The organism is Streptomyces sp. NPDC107521 (assembly GCF_055598485.1).
Window position 1 is genome coordinate 73,306 of record NZ_JBVKAT010000022.1, and the last position, 18,266, is coordinate 91,571.

Sequence of the window (18,266 nt, forward strand, 5' to 3'; positions counted from 1 at the left end):
CTGCCGGCCCTGCGCGTCGTCGCGGGGCAGGCGGGGAGCGTGGGGGGGCGGCGCGCCGCCTTCCTGCCCGTCGCCCCGGTCGCGGCGCCGGCGGCCGCCGTCGCCCCGGTCTCCATGCCGCGGCTCCCCAGGCGGCGATGACCGCGGTGTCGCTGAACAGCTCCGGCGCCTCCACCTCGCACCGCGGTCGCGGGCGCTCCGGGCGGGCTCGTCGTCGACGGTCCGGGCCCACCGGCGGTGCCGCTCCCGGGACCGTCGCGCTGGTCGCGGCCCGGGCGGTCGCCGCCCCGCGGACCAGAGTGACGGCTGCCGGGGAGGGGCGCTGTACCGGTGGCGGTGGAGCGGCGCCGAACCCTGCCGCTACGGCCCGTCGACCGCTCCGGACCGTCGGGCGCGTTCCCGGATGTCGGAGGAGGTCCAGCCCCGGTAGGCCTGAAGTGCCTCTTCTGACAGCGCCTTGTCGATGACGTTCTCGTCGACCAGGTTCTTCACCGCTTCCATGATGGATTCGGTGATCGGTGTCGCGGTGCCTCCCGCGATGATGCCCGGATCGAAGTGCTCCTGGATGGTGGAGTTGTCACGGGCGTGGCCCGCTCGCAGGTTGCGGCCGTTGTTCGAGGTCGCACCGACGACATCCCGGAAGTTCGCCGCGGAGAGCCGGCGGAACTCGTCCATGATGCCGTCGACCGATCCGGACGGGGCGCACGCGGTGATGAACCGCTGCACCGCGGTGTCGATCGCCAGCACCTTCAGCCCGTCGTCGTCCGCCTCGCTCCGGGCCTCGGCGGCTCTCTCGATGACGTGACCGACGTAGTGGTCCGACAGCCGGTGGTTTCGTGAGATGGGGACACCGTCCTGGGTCTGGCCGGTGCGCTTGCCCGCCTTCCAGTTGGCCGCGAGGGCGGTGTCGAAGTGGTTCTCGCCCTGGAGTTCCTTCAGGCGCTGTTCCGCTCGCGGTGATCGAGAGGACGGGGAGCCGGTCACTCCTTGGTATTCCAGCATCTCCTCGGTCGCCGCGTTGGAGATGCCCGGGCGGTCGTAGCCCTGCATCAAGGGGCCCTTCGGCGCCCGCTGGACGGAGCGGGGCGAGTCGGGGCCGCGTGGGTGCGCCGAACGCCGCACGGCGGGCACCGTCGCCTCCCCGAGCGGGCCCGACGACATGACCTCGGACACCGTTGCCCCGGCCTCTCGTTCGAGGCGGTCGGAGGGGTCACTGATGCTCAGCCCCGCCCCGTTGTCGCTCCCGGCGACCGAGCCGTCGCGCTGCTGGACGACATGTGTCAGTTCGTGGGCCAGGGTGTGCCGGTCACCGCCCCCGTTCCCCACCACGATGCGGCTGCCGGAGATGTGGGCGCGGGCACCGATCGAGGTGGCCGGGGCGGCCGCCGCCGGTCCGGTGTGCAGGCACACGTCGGAGAAGTCCGCGCCGAACCGCGCCTCCATGCCGGTGCGGACGGTTTCGTCCAGCGGCTTGCCCGGGGCCCGCGGTCCTTCGTGAACGGCCTTGCGCTGGACCGGCGCCTCCTGTTCGTGGTGACCGCGGCCGGGACCGTGGGCGTGCCGCTCCCGCTCGATCATGCGGACGACTGCCGCGTTGCCCGCGCTGCGCTGCAGGGCCCCAAGTCCCCGAGAGCCGTGGGCACCGACGCCTTCGGGACGGTGTGTGCCGGGAACGGTGGCGGACGCGTCGTGGCCACGCGCCGGTGCGGCCTTCCGCCGCGCCTCTTCCTGCTTCCGGTCCTGTGCGTGCATCTCACACCCTTCCCTTACGGATTGTTCAGCCTCGACCGCCGCGAGCCGGCCGCGCAAGGAGCGTCGGGGCACTGTTGCGCCACCGGAGGGCAGAGAGGGCGGGTGCGAAGGGGCAACGGCGGGTGGGCCTTGGGACCCGGAGCAGTGGTCGGCCGGTCCTGCTGTCCTGGATCACCGAGTGAAGGCTTCAGGAGGTCGCCGGCACGGCTTTCAGCGGCGGACGCGAGGGACCTGCCGCGCGCCGTCGGCGCCGTGGAAGGGATCGCGCACCAGGGCGCGCGGCTCGAACCCGTGCACGCGCGCGATGACCTACCGGCCGGTCCGGCCCCGCGCCGGGGTCGAGGCCGATGCCGATGCCGCCGGTCGTGCGGGCGCCAAGGGCCGTGGACGGTGCGGGGCGGCCGACGCTCGTGCGGCCGAGGTCCGCCGCGCGTGCGGCGGGCCGGTCGCCGGGGCCCGTGTCACGGTCGGGGTCTGTTCGCGAACACCCACCGGTTGCCCGCCAGCGCGTCGTTCCGCTCGGGCAGGGGCCCCCGACCGTGGCGACGGGTGAAGTCGAAGGGGGTGCGAACCGATGTGGACCAGCCCCTGCTCGCCAGGGCGCCCGCGGAGTCGGGCCGCGGCTCCCTGGCGAACAGACCGAGCAGGTCGATGCCGATCTGATGGGCGGTCGAGGTGTACAGCGGGCTGTCGCGGTACTCCAGCAGGTCCTTGTCGAGCTTGACCTCGAACGCCAACGCTCCACCCCCTGTGCTCAGCCGGTCTATCTCGTCGACGAGGTGCGTCTCGGCGGCGGCGGGCAGGTAGAACAGCAGCCCCTCGGCCAGCCATACGCTCGGTACCGCCGGGTCGAAGCCCGCGTCGACGAGCGCTCCGGCCCAGTCCGCGCGCAGATCGACCGGGACGGGCACCCTCGCCGCCTTCGCCGTGGCCGACAACCCGTCGAGCACCCGGTGTTTGAAGGCCAGCACGCCCTCCCTGTCGATCTCGAAGATCACGCGGCCGGGGGGCCAGTCGAGCCGGAAGGCCCGCGAGTCCAGCCCCGCACCGAGCAGGACCACTTGCCGGGCGCCACCCGTACGCGCCGACCCGAGGAGGAAGTCGTCGAGGACCCTCGTCCGCAGACCGAAGTAGCGGGCGAACCGCCCCCACAGCGGATCGCTGTCCCCGTCCGGGACCTGCTGTATCCGAACCGGCCAGTCGGCGCACGCCGGTGCGGCGCGCACGAAGTGCTCCGCGTAGACGTCCCGTGCCAGGGAGTCGTGGCGATGGGTCTCGATCGCCCGTGCCGCGGCGACGAGCAGCGCGGTCAGGCCGACACCTCCCTCCACGCCTTCCGCACCGGCGTTCCGAGAAGTCGTACCGACCACGTGTTCTCCTTCGGTCGAGTTGGGGCGACGCACGGCGGACCATGCGCCTGCTGGATCACCGGAACCGGCCGGGAGGACCGGCGGGTGAACGGCGGTGGACAGGGACGGGCGGGTGGGCGGGAACGTCGCCCCCCGCCCGTCCCTTCACCGGCCCACCGGCTCTCCGGCCCACCGGCTCTCCGGTCCACCGGCTCGATGGCACACCGGCGCAGTGGCGCACCGGCGCGTCGACTCACCGGTGCAGCGGCTCCGGAAGCAGGACGGGTTTGACCACGAGGCCCGCTTCGCAGTCACGTTCGGCCTCGTTGATGTCGGTGAGCGGGTAGGTGCGGATCAGCTCGTCGAAGGGGAACCGGCCTGCCTGCCACAGGCTGGTCAGCCGCGGGATCAGCAGCCGCGGCACCGCGTCCCCCTCGCAGATGTGGGAGATCCTCCGGCCCCGGTCCAGCACGCCCGGTTCGAGCGGCAGCGCGGTGCGGAGTCGTGCGACCAGACCGAGGTGGCCGGTCGGACGCAGGGCCCTGAGCGCGTCGTTGATCAGCCGGGCGCAGGCCGTGGTGTCGAGGGCGTACTGCGCGCCGCCGTCGGTGAGTCTTCGGACATGGCCGGGGAGGTCGGCGGACGCCGCGGGCAACGGGATCGCGCCGAACCGTTCGGCGAGGGCGAGCCGTTCGGGGTGCCGGTCGACGGCCACGGTCACCGCTCCGCAGGCCCCGGCCGCCATCACCGCGGCCAGGCCCACCGCCCCCGCGCCGAGGACCACGAGGGTGTCGCCGGGCCCGATGCCGAAGGAGTTGAGGACCGCGCCCGCACCGGTGAGGAATCCGCAGCCGAGCGGCCCGAGCAGTTCGACGGGCAGCGAGGGATCGGTCCGGACGGCGTTGCGGGCCGGGACCACGGCGTACTCGGCGAACGAGGACTGGCCGAACCACCGGGGGGCCAGTTCCTCCCCGGCCGCGTCGGTGAACCGTGCGGCGTTCTCCCCGCGCCCTCCGAAGAGGTTGAGCGAGGCGAAGGAGTCGCAATGGGCGGGGGCGGCGGCGAGGCAGTTCCGGCAGTGTCCGCAGGAGTCGAAGCTCAGCACGACGTGGTCGCCCTCGCTCAGACCGGTGTGCGCGCCGCCCGTCTCCACGACGACGCCGGCCCCCTCGTGGCCGAGCACCGCCGGCAGCGGTGAGCGGCCCGCCGACCGCCGGACCGCGAGATCGGTCCGGCACATGCCGCAGCCCGCGATCCTCACCAGGATCTCGCCGTCCGCCGGTCCCGTTTCCAGGACGACCTCCTCGACGGCGAACCGGCTCTCGTACGAGCGGAGTACCGCCGCGCCGAACCTCATCGTCACATCTCCTCCGGGCGGTGCACGACGAACGGTCTGAGATTTCCGTAGAGCCCCCACGGCCCTCCCGCGACGCCGACGCCGCTCTCCTTGACGCCCGCGAAGGGCTGGGCGAGGGACAGTTCGGCGTGGTGGTTGATCCACGCCGTCCCGCACTCCAGCCGGTCCGCCACCGCCTCGGCCCGGTCGAGATCGGTTCCCCACACCGAGCCGCCCAGCCCGAAGCGCGTACCGTTGGCGGCCTCGACGGCTTCGTCGAGGCCCCGGTACGGCAGCACCGGCAGGACCGGACCGAACTGCTCCCCCGTCACCACCGGGCTGTCGGGCGGGACGTCGGCCAGGATCGTCGGCGCGTGGAAGTATCCCGGCCGGTCCGGCCGGTGGCCTCCGGCCGCGGCCCGGGCCCCGTCGGCCAGCGCCTGTGCCGTGCACCGTTCGACCCGGGCGAGTTGCGGCATGTTGTTGACCGGACCCAGTTGCGTGTCCGGATCGAGGCCGGACCCGACGACGGTGCTCCTGGCCCGCTGTGCGAGGGCCTCGACGACGTCCGCGTAGATCCGGGCGGGGGCGTAGACGCGCTTGACCGCCATGCAGACCTGCCCGCAGTTGCGGAACGCCGCCCAGAACAGCCGGTCCGCGATCCGCTCCACCTCCACGTCCTCCAGCAGGACGGCGGCATCGTTGCCGCCCAGTTCCAGCGTGACGCGGCCGAGCGACGGCGCGGCGCCCGCCGCGACGGCCCGTCCGGTGGGAATCGAACCGGTGAAGGTGACGTGCCGGATCCCCGGGTGGGAGGCGAGGCGGGCGCCCAGGGGTTCGTTTCCGGTGACGATCGTGAGCACGTCCGCGGGGAGCGCGTCGGCGATGACGGATCCGAGCAGCAGGGTGGCGAGCGGGGTGAAGGGCGAGGGCTTGAGCACCACCGTGTTGCCCGCCGCGAGCGCGGGCGCGAACTTCGCCGACGCCAGTTGGAGGGGAAAGTTCCACGGGACGATCGCGGCGACGGGTCCGAGCGATCGCCAGCGGAGCTCGCTTCGCACCGGACGGCCGTCCTTGAGGGGCCGGGGACCGGGGTCGAGCGCGGCGAAGTAGCGCAGGCGGGCCGCCGTACGGTCGATCTCCGCGAACGACTCGGCCAGGGGTTTGCCCTGTTCCCGGGTGAGCAGGGGGGCGATGCGCGGACCTGCGGCCTCCACGGCGTCGGCCGCCGCGAGCAACGCGGTGGTGCGGACGCCTCGGTCGGTCCGCCAGCCGCGCCAGGCGTCGTGGGCCCGGCGCACGACGGCGTCCAGTTCCTCCGGCCGCTGGTCGGGGACGTCGTCGAAGGCTTCGCCCGTCGCGGGATCGAGGACGCGGAGGCGTCTGCCGGAGGTCCCGGCCGGGGAACGGTCCCGTTGTGCCGTCATGCCCACCGTGTCAGCCCGCGACGGTGGCGGCGGCCCCGTGTTCCCGGGCGTGCCGGTCCATCTCCGCCCGGAAGTCGGCCACCAGCTCCGGCCGGATCCTTCCCGCTGTGCGGTCGCCCCCCTCGCACACCGCCCCGCGCACTCCCACGATGTCCGTGCCGATGCGGGTCAGTTCGCCCAGGTCGCCCCTCTTCACGCTGCCCGCGAGGGCGGCGAGCAGGCCGGCGTCGTGGGCCCGCCGGACGAATTCCGCGCAGCTCTCCGGTGGCACGTGGTCGAACAGCCTGCTCCCGTCCTTGACGGCGGTGTCGAGCATGGCCGCGTCGGAGCCGGAGCGGAGGGCGATGTCGGGCAGCGCGAGCGGGTTGACGCAGCCGATCCGGTGGGCGTCGGCGTATCCGGAGGCCACGACGAAGGCGTCCTGCCGGTGGTCCTTCACCGCGCGGACGACCCCCCGCATGACGTCGACGGCCTGCTCGGGAGTCGTGCATCCGTAGAGGCCGACCTTGATGTAGGTGGCTCCGGAGACCACCGCGCCGAGTGCCGCCTGGGCCACCGTGCCGGGCTTGTACGGCACGTCTCCCACAGTGGCGGACACCGGCTTGTCCGCCGGGACCGCCTCACGGATCTCCTTGATGACCCACGGGTAGTTCGCGCCGAGCGAGCCCTCGTCGGGCTTCTTGACGTCGACGATGTCGAGGTGGTCCGCCGCCTTCGCGCAGTCGAGGGCTTCCTCGACGCCGTCCGGGGAGATGAGCAGCAACAATGTGGACTCCTTCCACCACGGGTCCGCCTCACCGGGAGGCAGGTGCGCGGTGTCGCCTGGACCCCTGCGGTCAGCTCATCATTCCCAGAGCCCATGACCTCCGGTAGGGCGCGCGAACTCCGAGCGGTGCGTTCAGGGCGTCGCCGGTGCGCCGTGCGCGCCGGTTCGAACCGGCGCGCGCTGAGCCGTCGGCACCCCGGTGTCGGCGGGTGGTCGACCGACCCGACGCCGCCCGCGCCTTCCCCGGGCCGCCCGCGCGCCCCCCGGCCGCGAGCGAGGAGCGTCCCGGCGGCCCGTGCCCGAGTGCGGCGTCCGGAGTTCCGACGGCGGCCGGCGGTGCGGCGGCCCGCCGTGCCCCGCGCGGTGTCCGCGTGCGTTCGCGGGCGTCGGTGCTCTCCCCGCACCTCCGCCCGCGCCGCCCCTCCTCACGGCGGGTGGGACCGCACCCGGACGACCGAAGACTTCGCCGCCCCGAAGGCCCTCGCCGAGTGACCGCCCTGGCTACCGTCGGCCGGCACCCGCACTCCCCCACGCCCCCGGCACCTCGGCTCACCGGGCGTACAGCAACGCGGCATCGCCCTCGGGTGCCTCGTGGCCGCTGTGCGGGGCACGCTCAGTCGACCGGTACCGGCTCGTCCGCCGGCTGTTCCGACTCCGTCGCGAACTGCCCTCCGATCCGGGCCGCCAGTCCGGGGACCGACAGGACGATGACGACGCCGATCAGGATCCAGCCGGCGATGAGGTAGGGGAAGAGGGAGTAGGGCGCCTCGGGCCGCGGGTACACGTTGGTGTAGATGATGAAGCCGATCGCGGCGAGACCGGCGAGCGGCACCACGATCTCCCTGCGGCTCACCCGCGGCGTCGCCCCGAAGAAGAGGAACCGGATCGCGCCGACGAGGCACATCGCGTACGCCGACATCAGGCCGAGCGATCCGACCGTCGCGGCCCAGAAGAAGACGTCGGTGTCGCTCTCGGCGGCGAACAGCCGCAGGAGGACGAAGGCGGCGGCGACGACGCAGGTCACCAGAGTGACAGCGGCCTGCGGCACACCGTCGCGCTCGCGCGCCTCTCCCAGGCGGCGGGGCCCGAATCCGTCACGTCCCATGGCGAAGAGAAGACGTGAGGCACCCACCGTGCACGCGAGTCCGCCCGCGAACGCGCTCGCGGCGGCGCCGAGTGTGACGACAGGCCCCAGCCAGCTCCCGACGTACATCGTGGCCAGGTCCCCCATCAGGGAGGGAGAGGCGATGAGCGCGTTCACGCCCTGCGCGTCCGCCCCGAATCCGAGCGTCTCGGCGGAGGTGACGACGACGTAGAAGACCCCGGCGATCAGGACGGTGCCGATCAGCGCGACGGGGATGTCGCGCCGGGGGTTGCGGGTCTCCTCCCCCAGGGTCGACGCCGCCTCGAACCCGGCGAACGAGAGGAAGCCGAAGGTCATGGCGAAGAAGAGCCCCGAACTGGACGCGCCTTCGGGCAGGGTGAAGATCGAGGCCGTGAGCTGCTGCGCCTGCGGAGGGTTTCCGGCGGCGAGCCGGACGAAGATCACCACGGCGATGACCAGGATGACCACCATCGTGACGACCTCGATCACCAGCAGGACCGCCGTGGCGCTCTTGGCCGGCCGGGAGGCGAGGAACGCGACCCCCGCCAGGATGATCGCCGCCGGAACCAGCCAGCCGGCGCCCCCGCCGATACCGACCTGCTCAAGGAAGGTGGAGAAGAACAGGACGCCGCCGGCGACGGTGCACACCGCGAAGGCCACATAGGTGCCCAGCAGCAGCCAGCCCGCGACGAAGCCCGTCCGCGGGCCGACGGTCGCCGCGGCGAATCCGTAGACCGAGCCGGCGTGCGCGAAGTTCTGGCAGAGCCGGACGAAGGCGTAGGCGACCAGGACGACCGCGACGGTGGAGATCGCGAACACCAGCGGCACCGCGCGTCCGACATGGGCCGCGGGCGCCTGCGGGTTGATGTTCACCGCCATGCTCGGCCCGAGCACGGCGACCGAGAGCCCCAGGGCGCCCCAGACAGACAGGTCCCTTCTGAGCGGGGAGGAACTGCTGGATTCGGACACACCGACTCCTCTTGGTTGACAGACGAGGAAACGCCTCATGCGGCCCGACGGCACGCGTGGCGAGCAGGTCGGCGGCAGCGTCTGCGCGGCGATGACCTGGCGAGAAAAAGTGTGCTTGGTCACGGTCGACGCGTCAAGAAGCGATACTTACAGAATCGCTGCATAATTGACCGCATCGAAACTACAGTTTCACTACGCTCGCGACCTGCGCGGGCCGCCGAGGTCCGTCCCCGAGGAGGGGTGAGTGACGCTCAACCTGACCCATCTCGTCGCGCTTCGCGCGCTCTGCCGCCTCGGCACCCTTGCCGCGGTCGCGGACGAGCTCGGCTACACGCCGGGCGCCGTCTCCCAGCAGTTCGCCGCACTGGAGAAGGCGGTCGGCGCGCCCCTGATCGCCCGGGTCGGCCGCAAGGTCGTGCTCACCGACGCCGGGCGGCTGCTCGCCGAGCACGCGGCGGGCATACTCGACGCGGAGCGGATCGCGCTCGACTCCGTCCGGTCCGCCCGCGACGTGCCGGCCGGACCGATCCTGCTGGGCACCTTCGGTAGCACCGCGGCCGCGCTGGTGCCGCCGGTCGCGGGCTCGATGCGGCGCGCCTTCCCCGCCGTCGACCTGCGGACCTGCGAGCTGGACGTGGACGATGTGGTGCCCGCCGTCCGGCGCGGTCGCGTCGACCTGGCGCTCGGCCTCGACTACCCCAACAGCCCGATGCGGCGCAGCCCGGACATCGAGGCGATCACGCTGCACACCGAGCGCTTCGGTCTCGCCTTCGCGGACGGCGCGCACGCTCCGACGGGCCGGGAGATCTCGCTGCGCGAGGCGCGGGAGTGGAGCTTCGTCGCACCGCCGGAGAGCACTCCCTTCGGCCGTGCGGTGCGGACCGCCTGTCGCCAGAGCGGCTTCGAACCGCAGGTCCGTCACGAGATGGTCGACACCGCGGTCGCCCTGGTCCTCGCGGCCCGTGGACTCGGCGCGGTCTTCGTCACGGACACGATGCTCGCGCTGAACGACTCGGTCTCGCTGACGCGCGTGGACCTCACGGAGCACTTCGAGCGCCGGACGGTCCTGATCCGCGCCGCCGGCGCCACGGCACGACCGGCGGTCCGGGCCGTCACCGACACGATACGCACCGTCGTCGGCTGAGGACGCGCGTGTCGCCGTGGCGGAGCCCCTTCCGGTTCCGCCACGGCGACACGCGCGCTCGAAGCCCCGTCAGTCCCGCAGCATCCCCCGCAGACGCATGGCCGCGGCGACCCGGTTCTGAGCGGCGGCCCGCGCCGCGCGGTGCGTCGTCACTCCGCCGGTGCGCGACGCGAGGATCGTCTCCTGGGCACACGCCCGGAGCTTGGCCGAGATGTTCGTGAACACGGCGGACGGATCCGGCCGGATCGCCGAGGAGCGCGCGTCCATCGCGACCGCGGCGGCGACGACACCGCCCGCGTTGGCGATGAAGTCGGGAACGACGACGACGCCCCGCTCGTGCAGGATCTGCTGGGCGCTCGCGCTGCTCGGCAGATTCGCCCCCTCGACGACGATCCTCGCCGGCAGCTCCGCGGCCAGGCGGTCGTCGATGACGTCCTGCAGCGCCGCGGGGACGAGAACGTCCGCCGGCACCAGGAGCTCCTCGCCCGCCGCCAGCGGCTTCGCGTCGCCGCCGTAGTGGTCGACCAGCGCGTCGCCGTGGACCTCCCGCAGTTGCAGGAGCCGAGCCACGTCGAGACCGTCGGGACGGTGGAGTCCCCCGCGGGCCGTCGAGACGGCGACGACCGTCGCACCCAGTTCGGCCAGGCGGCGGGCGGCCGCCGCCCCCACGGCGCCGAAGCCCTGGATGCCGACCGTCAGCCCCGTCGTCTCCAGGCCGGCCAGGTCCGCCGCGGCGTCCACCGACTCGGCGACGCCGTAACCGGTGACCCCCAACTGGTCGTAGGGGAGACCTCCGAGATCGAGGGGGGTCCCCACCGCACCCGCACGGGAGCCGACCTCGTCCAGCAGGATGGCGGCGTCGGCCTCCGAGAGTCCGACGTCGAGCCCGAAGACGTACTCCTCCGGGACCTCGTTGCGCAGCGCGCGGACGAAGGCGCGCAGCACCTCCTCCTTGGAGGCCGCGGTCGGATCGGCTCGGACACCGGCCTTGGCCCCCCCGTAGAACAGGTCGACCGCGGCCCACTTCCACGTCATGTTGCGCGCCAGCCGCGCCACCTCGGTGGTCGTGACGGTGGGCGTCATCCGCGTCCCGCCCTTGCCCATGCCGCGGGCCGTGTTGTCGATGACCAGCACGCCCCGCATCCCGGTACGCCGGTCGGAGACGCAGACGACCTTCTCCGGTCCCCACTCGTCCATCATGTCGAGCATTCGGTCCCTCTCCTCTCGTTGTCGGGCTGTTCCGTCCGCGACGGGGTCAGCCGAAGTTGACGCCCTGGGCCAGCGGCAGTTCACGGGAGTAGTTGATGGTGTTGGTCGTACGGCGCATGTACGCGCGCCACGCGTCCGACCCCGACTCGCGTCCGCCACCGGTGGTCTTCTCGCCGCCGAACGCGCCGCCGATCTCGGCGCCGGAGGTGCCGATGTTGACATTGACGAGGCCGCAGTCGGAGCCGTCGGCGGCGATGAACCGCTCGGCCTCCCGCTGGTCGAGGGTGAAGATCGCGGACGAGAGGCCCTGCGGCACCTCGTTGTGCAGCGCGATGGCCTCCTCGAACGTCGAGTAGGTCATGACGTAGAGGATGGGAGCGAAGGTCTCCTGGCGGACGATGCCGGCCTGGCCGGGCATCCGGACGACGGCCGGCTCGACGTAGAACGACCCGTCCGTGCTCGGCCGGCGCCCACCGCCGACGAGGACCGTGCCGCCCGCGGCCGTCGCGTCGGCGAGGGCGGAGGACATGGCGGCGTGGGCGCGCCCGTCGATCAGCGGGCCGACCAGGGTCGACCCGTCGAAGGGGCTGCCGATCGGAAGACCGCGGTAGGCGGTGACGACCCGGTCGATCAGGACCTCGGCGACGTCCTCGTGGACGATGACGCGGCGCAGCGTCGTGCATCGCTGTCCGGCCGTACCCGCGGCCGAGAAGACGATGGCGCGGGTCGCGAGTTCGAGATCGGCCGAGGGTGTGACGACGGCGGCGTTGTTGCCGCCCAGTTCGAGGATGGTCCGGCCGAAGCGCTGCGCCACCCGCGGAGCGATCTGTCCGCCCATCCGCTCGGAGCCGGTGGCGCTCACCAGCGGAACCCCGGGGCTGTCGACCAGCACCTGGCTGTCTGCGGCCGACGCCGGAACCGTCACGTTGAGGTGTTCCGGTGCGCCGACCTCGCGGGCCGCGCGGTCGAAGAGCGCCGAGCAGGCGGCGGCCGTCAGGGCGGTGAGCTCCGAGGGCTTCCACACCACGGTGTCGCCGCACACGACGGCCAGCGCGGTGTTCCACGACCACACGGCGGCCGGGAAGTTGAAGGCGGTGATGACGCCGACGACGCCGAGCGGGTGCCACTGTTCCATCAGCCGGTGGCCGGCGCGCTCGGACGGCATGGTGCGCCCTTCGAGCTGACGGGAGAGCCCGACGGCGAAGTCGCAGATGTCGATCATCTCCTGCACCTCGCCGAGCGCCTCCGCGGCGATCTTGCCGACCTCGATGCTGATCAGGTTGGCGACGTCGGTCTTGTGCTCGGTGAGCAGTTCGCCGAGCCGCTTGACCAGTTGGCCGCGGACGGGAGCGGGCACCGTGCGCCAGGTGAGGAAGGCGGCGTGCGCGTCCTCGATGGCCCGCTCGACGTCGTGGGCGGTGGCGGCCGGCACGTCGAACAGGTTCTCGCCGGTGATGGGGGTACGCGTCGTGATGCGGGCCGACGCCGTCGGCCCGACCGCGGCGAAGTCGGCTCCGCAGCGCTCCAGGCTCGTGCGCGCCAGCGTGCGCAGCTCGTCGGTCGTCGGGATCTCGATGTGGTGTGTGTCGCTCATTCCTGGCTTTCCTTGGGCAGGGCCGGTCGTGCCGGTCAGTTGGACGTGGTGGAGGTCGCGCCGGTCTGGATCGCGTCGATCGACAGTGCGTCGGCGACCTCGGTCAGTGATCTGCGGCGGATGTCCTCGTAGAGCTCGTAGGGGTCGTGGATCGTCGCCTCCAGCAGGCCGGACATCCGCTCCGAGTCGATCGCGGTGCCCTGCCGGCCGTCGTCCCTGGTGCCGTCCGAGGTCAGGTTGGACTGGAAGATCCCCGCCGCCGACCTGGGCAGGAAGTCCTCGTAGACGACGGGCTCGGCGACGACCCAGTCGCCCTGGATCAGGCCGCGGAGGTCGCGGGGCGGCACCTGTGCGTCGCGCCGGCCCGGCTCGCGGACGCGGAAGGTGAAGTAGGCCAGGTCGTCGAGGGCCAGCTCGGTCTCGGTGCGGGGCACCAGCTCGCGCCAGAGGTCCGCGGCCACCGAGTTCCGGATCTCGTGGTCGGGCACGTCGGAGGGCTGGTTCGCCATGGCCTGCTGGACGCGCTTCGAGAGCTCGTCGTACCGCTCCCGTCCGGTTCGGGTCGCCGCGATGCCCCGGGCCTCCACCTCGCCGAAACGGACCCGCAGGTCGCCCGTCGTGGTGAGGCCGTCGGGCGTCCGGAACGCGCGCTCCTCGGCCAGCGCCCGGAAGGAGGTCTGGCGCAGCAGCAGGTCCGGTCCCTGCCAGCGCGGCGGCCCCTGGATCGTGTCGATCATGGTGATGCCGCGCTGGCCCATGCGGTCGTAGAGCCGGTCGATGTCGAGCACCCGGGGCGTCAGGTGGTTGATGTGTGTGCTCGCCACCCCGCCGATGTCGGCGGCGACCGACGACACCGTGTGGAGTTCCTCGTACCACGCCTTGTCGACGGGCTCCCGGGAGAGCTCGAAGGCGGCCGTCGCCAGATCCAGGAACCGGTCGGCGTCCGCACGTGAGAGCTCGCGGTGCCCGGCCGCGCGGTCGGCGAGGACCAGCAGCTCGTCGGGGAACAGGCGGCGCCCGTCCAGGAAGGTGGTGAGCCGGGCCTGGAGGTCCGCGTTGAAGAACCGGCGGTCGCCCGGGACCAGCATCGAGGTGAACACCCGGAAGGGGTTGAGCGCCAGCTCTTCGGAGTCGATGGGCCTGAAGGCCGTGGAGACCACCGGCACCGCGCTGCCGGCGGCCTCGCGCAGGTCGTAGAAGCCGACGGGGTGCATCCCCATGGCGGCGAAGAGCCTGGTCGCCTGTGCCATCTCGCGCGGTGTGCCCAGGCGGATGGCACCGTGGCGCTCGGCACTGACCCGGCTGATGGTGCCCAGGCGCTCGGCGTCGGCGCCCTGGTCGACCATCACCTCCCGGTTGATCTCCTGGCTGACTGCCAGCAGCGTGCCGTAGGCCGGAACCTCCTTGGCGTACATGTCGGAGAGCCGACGGGCGAACTCGGCGCGCAGTTGCCACTGCTGAAGGGGGGCCATGGGTGGTGTGCTCCTGAGGTCTCAAATCGTTCTGCGCTCTGCTGTCGCAAAGCCTTGCAGCGCCGATCCGCGGCAACAAGCGACGGACTCTGCTGCTGATTGATCAGGCCCGCTATCCGATGCGCGGGCGCGCCGGGTCAGTTCCGGGGCAGGCGGGCGGCGAGCAGCTGGGCGAGGTGGAGTCCCTCGCCGTCGGTCAGATCGGCGAGCTGGGTGCGGCACGAATAGCCGTCCGCCAGGAGGTGGGCGCCGGCCGGAGCGGCCCGGACGGCGGGCAGCAGCTGTTGTTCGGCCACGGCCACGGACACCTCGTAATGCCCCTTCTCGACGCCGAAGTTGCCCGCGAGTCCGCAGCATCCGCCCACGCGTCGCACTCGTGCGTTGGCCGCCTCGAGGAGCGCGGCGTCGGCGTCCCAGCTCATCACGGCGTGGTGATGGCAGTGCGGCTGCGCCACCACGTCGGCGCCCTGGAGGTCGGGAGGTGTCCACCCGGCCCCGACGAGGAGTTCCGCCAGCGTACGAGTAGAGTCCGCGACGGCCTCGGCACCCGCGCCGATCAGGTGCCGCGCGTCACCGCGCAGCACCGCCGTGCACGACGGCTCCATCCCCACGACGGGCGTTCCCGCCTCGGCGTACTTCTCCAGGGCGCCGACGGTACGGCGGAGGATCCGCTTCGCGGCATCGAGCTGTCCCGTGCTGATCCAGGTGAGGCCGCAGCACATGTGCTGGTCGGGAATCTCCGGTCTGAAGCCCGCGTCCTCGAGAACGGCGACGGTCGCCCGTCCGACCTCGGGGGTGAAGTAGTTCGTGAAGGAGTCGACGAACAGCGCCACCGGCGTGCCCGTGCTCGCGCGTTCGTCCCGCGTGCGGGCGAACCAGTCGCGGAAGGTCTGTTCGGCGAGGGGCGGAATGCTGCGTCGGCCGTCGACGCCGGCCATCGCCCGTGCGGAGCGCCCGAGTCCCGGGACCCGCAGCACGGCGTTGGCCAGGCGCGGAGCGGTGCTCGCGAGGCGCGCCCATCGTGGCAGCCAGCCGAGGCCGTAGTGCGCGGCCGGACGCAACCGCCGTCGATAGGTCTGGTGGAGCACCTCGGCCTTGAAGGCGGGCATGTCGACCCCGGTGGGGCACTCGGCGGTGCAGCCCTTGCAGGACAGGCACAGGTCGAGCGCCTCGTGCACCTCGGCCGACCGCCAGCCGTCCGTGACGGCGGAGCCGTTGAGCATCTCCTGGAGGACCCGGGCCCTCCCCCGCGTCGAGTGGCGCTCGTCCCTCGTGGCCAGGTACGACGGACACATGACGCCACCGGAGGCGCTGTTGTCCGCCCGGCACTTCCCGACTCCGGTGCAGCGATGCACCGCGCGGTTGAAGTCGTCACCGCCGTAGGTGAGCGCCAACTCGCCCCGGAGCCGCCGGGCCGCCGGCACCCGCAGGTCCGCGTCGACCGGCCTGGGCTCGACCACCACCCCCGGGTTGAGGAGGTCGCCGGGGTCGCACGCCCGCTTCACCGCCGCGAACGCGGCGAGCGCCTCCGGGCTGTACATCAACGGCAGCAGCTCGCTGCGGGCCCTGCCGTCGCCGTGCTCGCCGGAGAGGGAGCCGCCGTAGCCGGCCACCAGCCGGGCCGCGGCGGTCAGGAACTCCCGGAACACCCGGGTGCCGCCGCCGCTCTCCAGCGGCCAGTCGATCCGGATGTGGACGCATCCGTCGCCGAAATGGCCGTAGGGCAGTCCTCCGACCCCCGCCGATTCCATCAGTGCCTCGAAGTCCCGCAGGTACGCGCCCAGCCGATCGGGCGGAACAGCGGCGTCCTCCCAGCCGGCGTGGGCGGGCAGGCCGGCCGCGCTGCGGCCGGAGAGTCCCGCGCCGTCGGCGCGGATGCCCCAGAGCGCGGTCATCGCGTCGCGGTCGGTCACCAACCGCGAGTCGACCGCTCCGGCGGACTCCATCAGCGACCGGGCGCGTTCCGCGATCTCGGGGGCGTCGTCGCCGGCCAGCTCGACGAAGAGCCATGCCCGTCCCCGCGGAAGTCCGGGAACGGCGTGGGCGCCACGGCGCTGCCGCACCACGTCGACGATGCGCGCGTCGATTCCCTCGCAGGCGGTCGGGCCGAACCGGAGCACGTCCGGCGTCGCGTCGCCGGCCGAGCCGATGTCGTCGTACCCGAGGACGACGAGCACCGCGTGGGCGGGGTCGCGGACGAGGCGTACCGTCGCCCCGGTGGTCACCGCCAGCGTTCCCTCGGAGCCGACGAGCACACGTCGTACGTCGAATCCGCGCTCGGGGGCGAGGTGTTCCAGGGCGTAGCCCGACACCTGCCGGCCGAAGGTGCCGAACTCGGTCCGGATCGTCGACAGGTTGCTCAGCGCGACGTCCCGGAGCGCGTCGAGGGTCGTGCCGCCGCTCGCCGGTGTGCCGGAGCCCAGATCGAACCGCTCGCCGTTGCCGAAGTAGCCGCGGAGGCCGAGCACGTTGTCCGAGGTGCGCCCGTAGCCCAGGGTCCGCGAACCGCAGGCGTTGTTGCCGATCATGCCGCCGATCGTGCAGCGGCTGACGGTGGACGGGTCGGGCCCGAACCTGAGTCCGGCCGCGGCCGCCGCCCGTTGCAGGTCGGCCTGGATCACGCCGGGCTCGACGACGGCGAGTCGCCGGTCGGCGTCGACCCCGAGGATGCTCGTCATGTGGCGGCTGAAGTCGATGACGACTCCCGGGCCGATCGCGTTGCCGGCCACGGACGTTCCTCCGCCGCGCGGCACGATCGGGACCCCCTCGTCCCGGCAGACCTCCATGACGCTGCGGACCTCGTCCTCGTCACCGGGACGCACCACGAGAAGCGGCCGGACCCGGTAGAGTGAGGCGTCGGAGGAGTACGCCGCACGGGTGGTGTCGTCCGACAGGACGTCCCGCACGCCCGCGCGGCGCAGCAGGCCCGCGAGGCGGTCCGCCGCCGCTTGCTTTCGTACGGGAGGCTCAGCCATTGAGGTAGCCGGGTATGGGGGTGCCGTCCAGGGCCAGGGCGACGGCGGCGCGCGCGGTGACCGGACCGACCAGGTTGCCCGTTCCGCTGTACCCTCCGAAGGCCACCACTCCGGATGCCACCTCGGTGCACAGCGGGCGTCCGTCCTCGGTGAAGCCGACCGAGGCACCCCACCGGTCGGTCACCGTCACCGGACGACCCGCCAGGCGCTCCGCGACCGACTCGATGTGCTTCTGGACGACGGGTGTGGGCGCGTCGTCCAGGGTCCACTCGTCGTCGATGTACCGGTCGCGCCCGCCGCCGACGTACAGCCGTCCCTGCGCGTCCTGCTGTCCGTAGTCGAAGCCCCAGCGGCAGTAGACGGGGCAGGGCAGATCCGTCGTCGCGACCGGCTCGGTCCGCGCCATCTGGAGGCGGGAGGTGCGCACCCGGCCCGCGAGTTCGGGGAGGACCTGCTCGAGCCGCCCGTCGACGGCGACCAGGATCAGGGGCGCGCTGATCCGGCCCGTCGCGGTCGTCACACAACCGCTGTCGATGCGCACCGCGGCCGTGTTCTCGAACAGCCTGGCACGCGACCGGAGCAGCGACGCCATGCCGAGCGCGCGGCGCACCGGGTTCATGGCGGCGTCATCCGGCAGGTAGATGCCCCGGCCGAGGGGGCCCTCGTAGTCCTCGACGGCGATTCCGTGGTCCCGCAGGGTCTCGGCGAGCTTGCCGCAGTCCGCGATCTCGGCTTCACGGTCCGCGGCCTCCGCGTCGTCCCGGATCCGTCCCGGCAGGCCCGCGAGGCGCAGCGACCCGGTCCGCCGGATGACGTCGTCGCCGAGGAGTCGGCCGAGGTGGTCCAGCTCGTCCAGCGTCGCGCGGTAGAGGCTGATGGCCGCGTCCCCCCACAGTGCCAGGGAGCGGTGCAGGAAGCTCGACGGCCCGGCGAGCAGGAAGCCGCCGTTGCGGCCGGCCGCGCCCGCCGCGATCCGTCCGGCGTCGATGCCGACGACGGACAGGCCGCGGTCGGTCAGCTCGGCGACGGCCGCGAGGCCCGACCCTCCGAGCCCGACGACGCAGGCGTCAGCCGTCAGATCGCTCTCGACCCGGCCGAGACCCGGCCACGACGTGGCGACGGGGTCGTCGTCCCATCCGACGCGATGGGGATTGATCGGCATGGCAGT

General features: G+C 72.8%; 12 protein-coding genes. 1 reads left to right on the plus strand and 11 read right to left on the minus strand.

The window, feature by feature from the left end; all coding sequences use genetic code 11:
- Positions 1-360: 360 nt before the first annotated feature.
- From ACZ7LB_RS26815 to ACZ7LB_RS26840, 6 genes are all read right to left on the minus strand, one after another.
- Positions 361-1,578 (minus strand): eCIS core domain-containing protein, encoded by a 1,218-nt coding sequence (locus tag ACZ7LB_RS26815; RefSeq protein ID WP_471471787.1) that lies wholly within the window; start codon positions 1,576-1,578, stop codon positions 361-363.
- Positions 1,579-2,213: 635 nt separating this feature from the next.
- Positions 2,214-3,122: a class I SAM-dependent methyltransferase gene (locus tag ACZ7LB_RS26820; protein ID WP_471471788.1), complete on the minus strand. Its 909-nt coding sequence runs from the start codon at positions 3,120-3,122 to the stop codon at positions 2,214-2,216.
- A 232-nt stretch (positions 3,123-3,354) separates the two neighbouring features.
- The gene (locus ACZ7LB_RS26825) at positions 3,355-4,458 is read right to left on the minus strand and encodes an NAD(P)-dependent alcohol dehydrogenase (protein ID WP_471471789.1); all 1,104 of its coding nucleotides are present in this window, start codon (positions 4,456-4,458) and stop codon (positions 3,355-3,357) included.
- Positions 4,459-4,460: 2 nt separating this feature from the next.
- Positions 4,461-5,864, minus strand: a complete 1,404-nt coding sequence (locus ACZ7LB_RS26830) for an aldehyde dehydrogenase family protein (RefSeq protein ID WP_471471790.1) — start codon at positions 5,862-5,864, stop codon at positions 4,461-4,463.
- Positions 5,865-5,874: 10 nt separating this feature from the next.
- The gene (locus tag ACZ7LB_RS26835; protein WP_471471791.1) at positions 5,875-6,630 is read right to left on the minus strand and encodes a (5-formylfuran-3-yl)methyl phosphate synthase; all 756 of its coding nucleotides are present in this window, start codon (positions 6,628-6,630) and stop codon (positions 5,875-5,877) included.
- Between the two features lie 613 nt (positions 6,631-7,243).
- Positions 7,244-8,704 carry an APC family permease gene (locus ACZ7LB_RS26840; RefSeq protein ID WP_471471792.1) on the minus strand — a complete coding sequence of 487 codons (1,461 nt, stop codon included), beginning with the start codon at positions 8,702-8,704 and terminating at the stop codon, positions 7,244-7,246.
- A gap of 244 nt (positions 8,705-8,948) precedes the next feature.
- Between ACZ7LB_RS26840 and ACZ7LB_RS26845 the strand changes: the two genes are divergently transcribed.
- Positions 8,949-9,848, plus strand: a complete 900-nt coding sequence (locus tag ACZ7LB_RS26845; RefSeq protein ID WP_471471793.1) for a LysR family transcriptional regulator — start codon at positions 8,949-8,951, stop codon at positions 9,846-9,848.
- Positions 9,849-9,917: 69 nt separating this feature from the next.
- Here the strand turns inward: ACZ7LB_RS26845 and ACZ7LB_RS26850 are convergent, their stop codons facing one another.
- From ACZ7LB_RS26850 to ACZ7LB_RS26870, 5 genes are all read right to left on the minus strand, one after another.
- Positions 9,918-11,057, minus strand: a complete 1,140-nt coding sequence (locus ACZ7LB_RS26850; RefSeq protein ID WP_471471794.1) for a Glu/Leu/Phe/Val family dehydrogenase — start codon at positions 11,055-11,057, stop codon at positions 9,918-9,920.
- Positions 11,058-11,103: 46 nt separating this feature from the next.
- Positions 11,104-12,651: an L-piperidine-6-carboxylate dehydrogenase gene (amaB, locus tag ACZ7LB_RS26855; protein WP_471471795.1), complete on the minus strand. Its 1,548-nt coding sequence runs from the start codon at positions 12,649-12,651 to the stop codon at positions 11,104-11,106.
- Positions 12,652-12,686: 35 nt separating this feature from the next.
- Complete coding sequence (hglS, locus tag ACZ7LB_RS26860) at positions 12,687-14,123, minus strand: 2-oxoadipate dioxygenase/decarboxylase (RefSeq protein WP_471471796.1); 1,437 nt, start codon at positions 14,121-14,123, stop codon at positions 12,687-12,689.
- 137 nt (positions 14,124-14,260) lie between these two features.
- Positions 14,261-17,098: an FAD-binding and (Fe-S)-binding domain-containing protein gene (locus ACZ7LB_RS26865; RefSeq protein WP_471471797.1), complete on the minus strand. Its 2,838-nt coding sequence runs from the start codon at positions 17,096-17,098 to the stop codon at positions 14,261-14,263.
- Complete coding sequence (locus tag ACZ7LB_RS26870) at positions 17,091-18,260, minus strand: NAD(P)/FAD-dependent oxidoreductase (RefSeq protein WP_471471798.1); 1,170 nt, start codon at positions 18,258-18,260, stop codon at positions 17,091-17,093. The genes ACZ7LB_RS26865 and ACZ7LB_RS26870 overlap by 8 nt, the downstream gene beginning before the upstream one ends.
- Between the last annotated feature and the right edge of the window lie 6 nt (positions 18,261-18,266).

Excerpts from the sequence above, each read along its gene's own strand:
- hglS (WP_471471796.1), bottom strand. The coding sequence starts at position 14,123 with ATGGCCCCCCTTCAGCAGTGGCAACTGCGCGCCGAGTTCGCCCGTCGG.
- amaB (WP_471471795.1), bottom strand. The coding sequence starts at position 12,651 with ATGAGCGACACACACCACATCGAGATCCCGACGACCGACGAGCTGCGC.
- ACZ7LB_RS26865 (WP_471471797.1), bottom strand. The coding sequence starts at position 17,098 with ATGGCTGAGCCTCCCGTACGAAAGCAAGCGGCGGCGGACCGCCTCGCG.
- ACZ7LB_RS26870 (WP_471471798.1), bottom strand. The coding sequence starts at position 18,260 with ATGCCGATCAATCCCCATCGCGTCGGATGGGACGACGACCCCGTCGCC.
- ACZ7LB_RS26830 (WP_471471790.1), bottom strand. The coding sequence starts at position 5,864 with ATGACGGCACAACGGGACCGTTCCCCGGCCGGGACCTCCGGCAGACGC.
- ACZ7LB_RS26850 (WP_471471794.1), bottom strand. The coding sequence starts at position 11,057 with ATGCTCGACATGATGGACGAGTGGGGACCGGAGAAGGTCGTCTGCGTC.
- ACZ7LB_RS26815 (WP_471471787.1), bottom strand. The coding sequence starts at position 1,578 with ATGATCGAGCGGGAGCGGCACGCCCACGGTCCCGGCCGCGGTCACCAC.
- ACZ7LB_RS26825 (WP_471471789.1), bottom strand. The coding sequence starts at position 4,458 with ATGAGGTTCGGCGCGGCGGTACTCCGCTCGTACGAGAGCCGGTTCGCC.